This window comes from Flavobacterium calami (assembly GCF_038290035.1).
In the GTDB taxonomy this organism is placed as follows: Bacteria; Bacteroidota; Bacteroidia; order Flavobacteriales; family Flavobacteriaceae; genus Flavobacterium; species Flavobacterium calami.
In genome coordinates, this window is record NZ_JBBYHS010000021.1 from 86840 (window position 1) to 96100 (window position 9261).

8 protein-coding genes and 1 pseudogene are annotated in these 9261 nt (G+C 33.0%); 3 read left to right on the forward strand and 6 right to left on the reverse strand.

What is annotated here, in order from left to right; translation table 11 throughout:
- Nucleotides 1-66 precede the first annotated feature (66 nt).
- Nucleotides 67-927 (reverse strand): cupin-like domain-containing protein, encoded by an 861-nt coding sequence (locus AAEO57_RS18020; protein ID WP_341694428.1) that lies wholly within the window; start codon nt 925-927, stop codon nt 67-69.
- A 139-nt stretch (nt 928-1066) separates the two neighbouring features.
- Nucleotides 1067-3454: a TonB-dependent receptor domain-containing protein gene (locus tag AAEO57_RS18025; protein WP_341694429.1), complete on the reverse strand. Its 2388-nt coding sequence runs from the start codon at nt 3452-3454 to the stop codon at nt 1067-1069.
- 238 nt (nt 3455-3692) lie between these two features.
- On the opposite strand from AAEO57_RS18025, the gene AAEO57_RS18030 reads away from it, so the two are divergent.
- From AAEO57_RS18030 to AAEO57_RS18040, 3 genes are read left to right on the forward strand one after another with little or no spacing between them, the layout of a single operon-like run.
- On the forward strand, nt 3693-5054 hold the full coding sequence (locus AAEO57_RS18030; protein ID WP_341694430.1) for a sensor histidine kinase: 1362 nt from the start codon (nt 3693-3695) through the stop codon (nt 5052-5054).
- The gene (locus AAEO57_RS18035; protein ID WP_341694436.1) at nt 5054-5743 is read left to right on the forward strand and encodes a response regulator transcription factor; all 690 of its coding nucleotides are present in this window, start codon (nt 5054-5056) and stop codon (nt 5741-5743) included. Before AAEO57_RS18030 ends, AAEO57_RS18035 begins: the two co-directional genes overlap by 1 nt.
- Before the next feature lie 10 nt (nt 5744-5753).
- Complete coding sequence (locus AAEO57_RS18040; RefSeq protein ID WP_341694431.1) at nt 5754-6173, forward strand: hypothetical protein; 420 nt, start codon at nt 5754-5756, stop codon at nt 6171-6173.
- A 61-nt stretch (nt 6174-6234) separates the two neighbouring features.
- On the opposite strand, the gene bioB is transcribed toward AAEO57_RS18040, so the two are convergent.
- From bioB to AAEO57_RS20890, 4 genes and pseudogenes are all read right to left on the reverse strand, one after another.
- Complete coding sequence (gene bioB / locus AAEO57_RS18045; RefSeq protein ID WP_341694432.1) at nt 6235-7323, reverse strand: biotin synthase BioB; 1089 nt, start codon at nt 7321-7323, stop codon at nt 6235-6237.
- A 172-nt stretch (nt 7324-7495) separates the two neighbouring features.
- On the reverse strand, nt 7496-7933 hold the full coding sequence (locus tag AAEO57_RS18050; protein ID WP_341694433.1) for a hypothetical protein: 438 nt from the start codon (nt 7931-7933) through the stop codon (nt 7496-7498).
- Between the two features lie 119 nt (nt 7934-8052).
- Entirely contained in the window at nt 8053-8982 is a 930-nt protein-coding gene (locus AAEO57_RS18055; protein WP_341694434.1) for a bifunctional riboflavin kinase/FAD synthetase, read from the reverse strand.
- A gap of 173 nt (nt 8983-9155) precedes the next feature.
- Nucleotides 9156-9261 (reverse strand): annotated as a pseudogene (locus AAEO57_RS20890) (IS982 family transposase); the annotation flags it as partial.

The window sequence follows — 9261 nt, forward strand, 5'->3', positions numbered from 1 at the left end:
CAGCTCAGGATGACATGAATTCCTTAAACTGTAAATGATGTTTGTCTATCGAATGGTTATTAAAAATTAAAGCATTAAATTTTGATGCGTATTCTCAATGGCCTTTTCGTTTTTATAATCAATCCATTTTTGCCCTTTGAATTTTCGCATCATAATATCAAAATGACGCATGATAAAAACATTATAAGCAGCTTTAGATAAATGGGTAATGCTTTTAGGAAAAGAGCGCAAACTCATAGAAAAACCCGGAGTCAGATACTTCATGTAATGCCAGTAGCCTTCAGGCATATACAGCATTTCGCCATGTTTTAAATTGGTGATATAACCTTCGGCATTTTTAAGCGCAGGAAATTTTTCATAATCTGGATTGTCAAAATCAATGTCTTCTCTTGAAATCAAAGCGTGCGGTACTTTATACATGTATTTTGACTGGTCAGGAGGAAAAATCATACACTGTTTTTCTCCATGAAAATGAAAATGCAGGATATTCGAATAATCGATATCAAAATGCATGAAGACTTTTGAATTTTCGCCTCCAAAAAACAGCATGGGCATTTGTTTGACCAGCTTTAAACCAATATCAGGCCATAAAAAATCATCTTTCAAAACAGGAACTTCTTTCATTAGATTATAAAGAAAGATGCGGTAATTGGTTGGTTTGGATTCTAATAGCGCAATGTAATCACTCATTTTCATTTTAGTATGGGCTTCATTAAAGCCATCTTCATGATTTACAGGTCTGTCATCATATAAAGGAACGATTAGGTCACCGGCAATCTCATTAATATAGGATAATTTCCATTTATGGTAAGCGGGCCAGTCTTCGGTTAATTCTTCAATGACTAATGGAATTTGATTTTTTACATATTGGGAAATAAAATCAGATTTTGAGATTTTTTTTACCCTTTTGATTTGTTTTAACTTCATCTTTTAAAATAAAAAAATTGCTTATAACTCTGTGTTATAAGCAATTTAAAAATATTTGATGAAATAAATGAACTCTTTTAACTAAACTTTTGATTCGATTGAAGCAACATGTTTGAATAATCGAATAAATAATTCTACTCTAAATTCTTTTTTGTTCTTCAGTTTGTATCCTGTTTTTTTCCTTCAATTTTTGATTTCCAAAGTTGTATTTAAAACCAATTTTAAAATTCTGGGTATCGCTGTAATCTGTGAAATAATTATATTGATTTGCATATTTAGTGGTAACCGTTTGTTTTTCTCCGCGATAAACATCTGAAAAAATCGCAAAAAGCTCCCATTTGTCATGAAATACCTTTTTTCGAAATGCAAAGTCTAAACTCGTAGATTGGCTAATCGTAAAAGTGCCCTGAACAGATCGGGAGTTGTAATAAAAATTGGCTTCGGCAGTAAAATCTTTTTTCTTGTTGAATGTAAATCGGTTATTAGTACTTCCGTTATACTGCAAACGTTTGTTTTGGTACAATTTTTCATCAACTCCCAAAAAAGTATCCTGAGTATAATTGACCCCGGTTTGAATTCCAGATTCCCACCAGTCAAATAAAACCAGATTGGCATTGAATTCTAATCCCAAAGCAGTATTTTTTTCAATGTTGGTAAGATGATAGACAACCGTAGTCGTTTCATAATCCTGATATGAGATTTCCATCGAAGGATTTTTTTCGTGTCTGTAATACAAATCAAAATTGTATTTGTCTTTTAAAGTATAAGTCAAATCCAGGTTATGAATGATGGTGGGCTGCAGTTTTGGATCACCAACAAAATACGAATAGGAATTGTAGTAAGATCTAAATGGATTGAGCCAGCTGTATTGCGGGCGGCTGATTCGTTTTCCGTACGAAAATCCAATTTGATGATTTTCATTTGCTTTGTAAAGCGTATAAAAAGTTGGAAAAAGTTTAAAGTATTTTTGTTGGTTTATTTCAGTTACCGTAACCGAATTGCCTTTCAGCTGAGTATATTCTCCTCTTAATCCGACTTTCAGTGTCCATTTTTGTATCTCTTTATTATAACTTGCATAACCTGCAAAAATAGATTCATCATATAAAAACTGGTTAGTTCTGGCTGTGTTTTCAATTAATTCGCCATTAATTTCATCTTTAAAAATAAGCTGGCTGTCTGCTTTTACTTTTCCAAATTTCATTCCCATCTCAATTCCGTTATTTTCATTCGCATAATCAGATTGTGCTGAAAAAAGCTGAATTTTTTGCGTGTTGTCGCTTACAAATCGAGTTTGTCGGTAAGGAGCATTGTCTGGTAATGAAAATGAAGAAAAAATATCCTGATTTTCATTGTAATAGTAATGTGTATAATCTGAAGATAAAGAAAGTTTCTCTTTCTCCTTAAATTTATGATCATAAGAGAAATTGTAATCATTATTTCGGGATGTTTTTTTTCTGTTGTTTTGTGTGACATACAGGGAATCCAGATTTCTGTTACGATCATAAATATAAGTGGGCACATTATAAAAACCATGAACATTTGGAGTCATAGAACCAGTGACGCCAAAAGATATTGTATTTGAATTGTCTATTTCATATTCTGAATCCAGACGATATGAATTTTGTGATGCCGATTTGTTTTTTCTTCTCATGATGCTTTCCCAAATCGAGTTGGTTTCGCCTGAATTGTCCAAATAATGAATGAAATCTTCTCCTTCTCTCACATAAGTACCCGATCCAAAAGTATAACGCCCCGACAGTGAAAGTTTTTCTCCTTTGTAAATATGGCTTGTAGAAATATTTCCTTTTGCATAAATAGATTGTGTGTAAGAACCGCTCACCGTTCCTTTATAACCTAATTTTACATTTTTTTTCAACTTGATATTTAAAACGACTGCTCCTTGTGCTTCATATTTAGCAGGGGGATTTGTAATCACTTCAATTGATTTGACATCTTCACCGTTTGTGTTTTCTAAAAATTGCTTTAATTCATCACCTGTTAAATAGACTTTTTTGTCATTAATAGTGACCAGAATACTGTTGCTTCCGCGAACAGTCAGATTACCGCTGCTCATGGTAGTCACGCCTGGTGTTTTGCCCAGAATTTCCCAGGCATTATTAGTAGAAAGTGAAGAGTTTTCTACAGTAAATTCTATTCGATCAATTTTTCTTTTTAGAATTGGTTTTGATGTCGTAATGGTAACATCATTTAGTATTTCTGCATTTTGTTCCAGTAGAATAGGTGATAGCTGGAGATCTGATTGTACATCAATATTGAGATATTTTTCAGAATATCCATAAGAGCTGATTTTCAAAATGTATTTTTCTTTTTCAACATTTATTATTTCAAAAAAACCTTTTTCATCTGTTTGAGTACTTTTATAAAATACAGAATCTTTTTGTTTTAATAAGGAAACAGAGGTAAATTCTACCGTATTATTCTTAGAGTCCAAAATAGTTCCTGAAATTTTGTGCTGTCCAATTCCGATGAGTGGAAGTAATACGATTAAAAAAATATAATGTTTCATGGTGTGATGATTTGTTAGGAGCAAATCTCTGAAACCTCTCTGGAGTATTGGGTTAATGTACGGTTAATGATGGGTTAAAGGGTTTTGTGTAGTTTAGTTTCGAAAAAACTGAAATAAGCTGAACTCCAGATTTTTAAGAAATTCATTTCAGCATTCGGTTAATAAAGGGTTAATCGGTTGTTTATTAAAAGCCGTAAAGAATTATTAAGGTAAATTTGTTTTTGTTAATTGTTACATCATGCAAAACAAAAAGAAAATTGTGTATTTAATCGGGGCATGTATTTTTACGGTAATCGCATTGGCGGCTATTCAGGGTTATTTTATATACAATACTTATAAACTAACCGAAAGGGAAGTAAACACCAAAATCAGAAAGCAAATTACCGAGTTGGAAGACCATCCTGAATTCGATGCCATAAAAGACAGCTGGATGGAGCAAACCGGGAAATTATCCGAAGGATATGTTTATAAAAAAATAGTAAAAAAAGAATATTTAAGACTTATTCAGAAGAATCAGGATTCCCTTTCCGATGCTATGAAACGATATATGGAAAAGTCTAAAAAACCGGGAGATTTTGAAATTGGTTACAGCGATTATTTAACGTCTCTGGTCATTATAAACAACAATAAAACGGATTCGGTTTACAATGGCAAATTGTTGATTTTTGATAACAAAGTAAAAAGTAACAATGAAATTTCTTCTTCAACCGGAAAGTGGCAAAACACTAATGAATCAGAATCTGATAACCCAGGTTCTGTAAAAAGTAAATATGTGCTATCGTTAAAAACAGAACAATATTACAGTTTTGCAAGCTGGCAAAAAACGATTTTGGGTCAAATGGCAGGGTTATTATTATTTTCTGTGGTCTTAATGTTTTTTGTAGTCTATCTTTATTATCTCTCTATTAAAAATTTAATTAACCAAAAACGAATTGCCGATATAAAAACAGATTTTGTAAACAACATTACACATGAATTTCAGACTCCTTTGGCAACAATGGATATTGCAATCAAGACATTACAGCGAAAGGAAGATCAAATGTCGAAAGAAGAATATAAAACTACTTTATCATTATTGGAAAGACAGAACAACAGGCTTCAGAAATTGTTTCAGCAGGTTGCGAATGTTTCAGTTAATCCAGTCGCTGACAGAAGTTCTTCCATCGAAATAAGTTGTAAGGAAATTAAAGAAATAATAGATGATTTCAGGCTTTCTAAACCTGATATTTTAATTTCCTGTCAGCAAATCAAAGAAATGATCACTTTAAAAATAGATCGTTTTCATCTCAATACAATTTTAATCAATCTTTTGGATAATGCCGTAAAATATGGTGCTACGGAAATAAATATTGAATTAAACAGTATTGACAATAAATTTTTACTCAGTATAAAAGACAACGGAAAAGGGATTTCTCCAAAAGAACACATAGCTATTTTTGATAAGTTTTACAGAATAGAAAAAGGAAATCTTCATGATACCAAAGGTCTCGGTTTGGGATTGTTTTATGTAAAACAATTGGTTGAAGCATATCATGGAGACATAAAAGTAACCAGTGAAGAAAATAAAGGTGCTCTGTTTTTAATATCAATTCCGTTATGATGAAACATATTTTATTAGTAGAAGATGATTTTGATTACGCTTCAGTTTTAAAACAATATCTGGAGTTTTCAGGCTTTAAAGTATCCTGGAAAAAGAACGGTAAAGAAGCTTTAGAATCTCTTCACGTTACGAAACCTGATATTTGTATTTTGGACGTAATGATGCCGCAAATGGATGGTTTTACTTTAGCCGAAAAGATAGTGGATCAATTTCCGGATATTCCGTTTGTTTTTTTAACGGCAAAATCATTGCAGCAAGACAAAATCAAAGGGTTGAAATTGGGAGCAGATGATTATATCGTAAAACCTTTTGAAGTAGAAGAATTAATTTTAAGAATTGGTAACATTTTAAAGCGTTCCCAAAAAAGTGACGAAAAAGTCGTTTTAGAACAGAACTTTACAATTGGGAGCTACATTTTTGATTATGAAAACTACTTACTCAAACACCAGACAATCACACACCGGATTACTGAAAAAGAAGCACAATTGATTGTTTTTTTGCACACAAACAGAAATAAACTCATTAAAAGAGAAGAAATTTTAAGGGAAATCTGGGGAAACGAAGATTTTTTTTCGGGCAGAAGCATGGATGTTTTTATCAGCCGGTTACGGAAATATTTTAAAGAAGATTCAACTATAAGTATTTCGAGTGTGAGAGGATTGGGTTTTGAGTTTAAGATTAACAATTAAATCAAAGATTATGAAAATTATTATAGTACTTATTTTTATGGCTATTAGTTTTTTAGCGAATTGCCAAAGCAAACCGGCAGTGCCAAATCCTCCAAAAGTTAAAAAATCAGAAACAAAAACTACGAGTTCCAGTTCATCTGTTTCGGTTCAGAATTCAGATTCATCTTACAGTTTAAAAGCTTCCTTTGATTCTGATAAAAATGATAATGTAAAAAGAATGTTAATGGATTATCTTGATGAAAAATACCTGATAGCTAAAGGAGAAGTTTTGATTTGGAAAAAAATGGATGCAGATGAAATTGTCTATAGCGTCACTTTTAAAAAAGGCAGTTTAAAAATGAATGTTGACAAAGAATTAAGTTCCGGAAATACAGTTAGAGAATTTGAAAAGCTCGGAGATAGATTAAGAGAAACGATTTCAAATGATTAAAATAAAAAAATGCTTTTGACAAGAATCAAAAGCATTTTTTATTTATGTGTTGAGAAAAAACTTAAACTTTTAGTTTTCCAGAAGCTTCAACGTTTCTTTCAATAGTATGTCCGGGTCTTGACCATTTTGGTTTTTCGCCTAGAGGAGCAAATTGAGAATCTTCAGCTTCGACAGTTTTAGGCTGAGATACTTTTGTAAAAGGTTTTTGCGGAATCAATCCTAACATTTCGAACATTTTCATGTCTTCGTGTACATCAGGATTTGGTGTTGTAAGTAATTTATCTCCTGCAAAAATAGAATTTGCACCGGCAAAAAAGCACATTGCCTGACCTTCACGGCTCATATTGGTTCTTCCTGCAGATAAACGTACCTGCGTGTCCGGCATTACGATTCGGGTAGTAGCTACCATACGAATCATCTCCCAGATTTCAACCGGTTTCTCATCTTCCATCGGAGTTCCTTCTACAGCAACCAAAGCATTAATTGGCACAGATTCAGGCTGTGGGTTTAAAGTTGAAAGTGCAACAAGCATTCCGGCTCTGTCTTCAATGCTTTCTCCCATTCCGATAATTCCACCGCTGCAAACCGTAACATTGGTTTTACGAACATTTTCGATAGTATTTAAACGGTCTTCAAAAGCACGTGTCGAAATAACATCTTTATAATAATCTTCAGAAGTATCTAAGTTGTGGTTGTAAGCGTATAATCCAGCTTCAGCCAAACGCTGTGCCTGATTTTCGGTAATCATACCCAGTGTACAGCAAACTTCCATATCCAGTTTGTTGATGGTACGAACCATTTCTAAAACCTGATCAAATTCTTCACCATCTTTTACGTTTCTCCAGGCAGCTCCCATGCAAACGCGGGATGATCCGCTTGATTTGGCACGCAAAGCCTGAGCTTTTACCTGACTTACACTCATTAAATCATTTCCTTCAACACCTGTATTGTAACGTGCAGCTTGTGGGCAATAACCACAATCTTCAGGACAGCCGCCGGTTTTGATTGATAATAATGTAGATACCTGAACTACATTTGGGTCATGATTTTGTCTGTGAATGGTGGCTGCTTCGTAAAGCAGGTCCATTATAGGTTTGTTATATATGGCGATTATTTCGTCTTTGGTCCAGTTGTGTTTTTTAATGCTCATTGATACATTTTTTTTGATGCTTCAAAAGTAGTTAAATTGTTCTAATCAACCAATGTTGAACTTCTTTAATGAATATTTTACAGATAATTTCAAAAAGAAACGCTTTAAAATCATAGAATTATATTTTTTTATGATTTTAAAGCGCTTAAATAATAGTTTTTTGTCTGAAAATTTAATCAGCGATATATTTGTTATTCCAGTACAACATTGTCATTAAGGTAACAATTACCGAAGAAGCCAGGCCTTCAAACAACAAACAGATACAATAAGTTGGTACCGAAGGATTTCCTCCGAACATAAAAGTTTCTGATAACGACTGAACGTAAGCATCACCGCCTCTGGCATAACTGTAAACCAGTAATCCGAAAACGCTTATGGATACTCCTACTACAGAGGTTGCCATAGCCGAAACGGCATTGGATACAAAATTGTTTTCGCCTTCCTGCAGGTTCATGTGCATGGTTCTGTTAACGCCATAAAAGATAAAAAATACGTTCAGGGTACGTAAATAAAACAAATCGGCTAAACCTAATACATTCATCAATAAAAAATAAATGCCGATGCCAAGGAATATTAGAGATCCGTTGACAATTTCTTTTGGTAATTTCATGATGGTTATTTTTAAAGAAGTTAATAGTAAATATTTGGTATTCAGTAAAGTATATTAAATTTACTAAAAAAATAAATACAATGATTTAAAAATAACCAAAAGTATTGGTTTTGAGTTTTTTATGACTGATTCACAAATTCTAAAGCTGTTTTTTTGTCCAGTTTTAATTGTGCTGTAAGTAAATCAACCGAGCCAAATTTTTGTTCTTCGCGAAGGTATTTCAGCAGCGAAATCTCTAGTTTTTGCCCATAAATATCTGCATCAAAGTCAAAAAGATTTACTTCGATGGTTTGCTTTTCGCCGTTTACAGTAGGATTGAAACCGATATTCATCATTCCGTAAACTTCTTTTTGACCGACAAAAGTTTTTACAACATAAACACCGTTTTTTGGAATCAGTTTGTAGTCTTCTTCAATCTGGATATTGGCCGTAGGGAAACCTATTGTTCTTCCTAATTGTTTTCCTTTTACGACTTCACCGCTTAAAAAATAAGCATATCCCAAATATTCATTTGCCAAAGCCATATTGCCATCCTGCAGTGCTTTCCTGATTTTGGTTGAACTTACCGAAACATCCTGGATTTCCTGAGCCGAAATTTGTTCCACTTCAAATCCGTATTCTGCTCCAAAGGCGATTAAATTATCAATATTGGCAGTTCTGTTTCTTCCAAAACGATGGTCATGACCAATAATTATTTTATGAATATGAAACTGATCTACTAAAATGGAGTGTACAAACTCTTCGGCGGTCAGTCTTGAAAAGCTTTCGTTAAACGGATGAATAACAAGATTTTCAATCCCTGTCGCTTCCAGAAGTTTTGATTTTTCGGGAATAGTGTTTAAAAGTTTTATTTCTGATTTTTCCTGAAGGACCATTCTGGGATGTGGAAAAAAAGTAAGTACCAGACTTTCATATTTTCCATTTTCAGTGTTTTGAGTAATCCTTTCCAGAATTTTTTTATGACCAATATGCACGCCATCAAAAGTGCCAAGAGTTAAAATGGTTTTCTTGGTCGAGTGGAAATCGTTAATAGAATGAAAGAGCTTCAAAACAAATTATTTAAGATGTTGCAAATTTATACTATCTATTTTAAATCTTATAGCAACCGGAATTGATTTTTTGAATTGATTCGTCTGGTTTTTGTGAAAAAGGACTAATTCGTCGATACGAAATAAATATCTGTCGATAATAGAGAAGAATTTGACTTAATTAATTCAAGTTGCTAGTTAATTGATTTGTTTAATTGGAGTCCAAACACAAACAGAGTTAACTTTATTAGAAAACCTTCAAGTGTAACTGCATGTATTGTTCTAGGAAACATTTTCTTG